1 protein-coding gene is annotated in these 255 nt (G+C 62.4%); it reads right to left on the reverse strand.

Annotated features, from left to right (window positions below; translation table 11 throughout):
* Nucleotides 1-255 (reverse strand): DDE-type integrase/transposase/recombinase (locus FV222_RS29180; RefSeq protein ID WP_147816580.1); only part of this gene is annotated, 255 nt, incomplete at both ends.

Genomic DNA, 255 nt, shown 5'->3' on the forward strand with positions numbered 1-255 from the left:
GTGAGCCTGGCGTAATGTAGGCCGTCTTTGCTCCGACGCCGGTGATCCAAGCTTGGAGGGCCTTCGCAACGAACTCCGGGCCGTTATCCGAACGGATATGGCCAGGTACGCCACGCAGGATGAACAGGTCCGAGAGCACGTCGATGACGTCGGTTGCCTTCAGCTTACGGGCGACCCGGATCGCCAGGCATTCGTGCGTGAACTCGTCGACCACGTTGAGCATCCGGATCTTGCGCCCGTCATGCGTGCGCGCCT

The sequence above is a fragment of the Methylobacterium sp. WL103 genome (assembly GCF_008039885.1).
GTDB classification, from domain to species: domain Bacteria; phylum Pseudomonadota; class Alphaproteobacteria; order Rhizobiales; family Beijerinckiaceae; genus Methylobacterium; species Methylobacterium cerastii.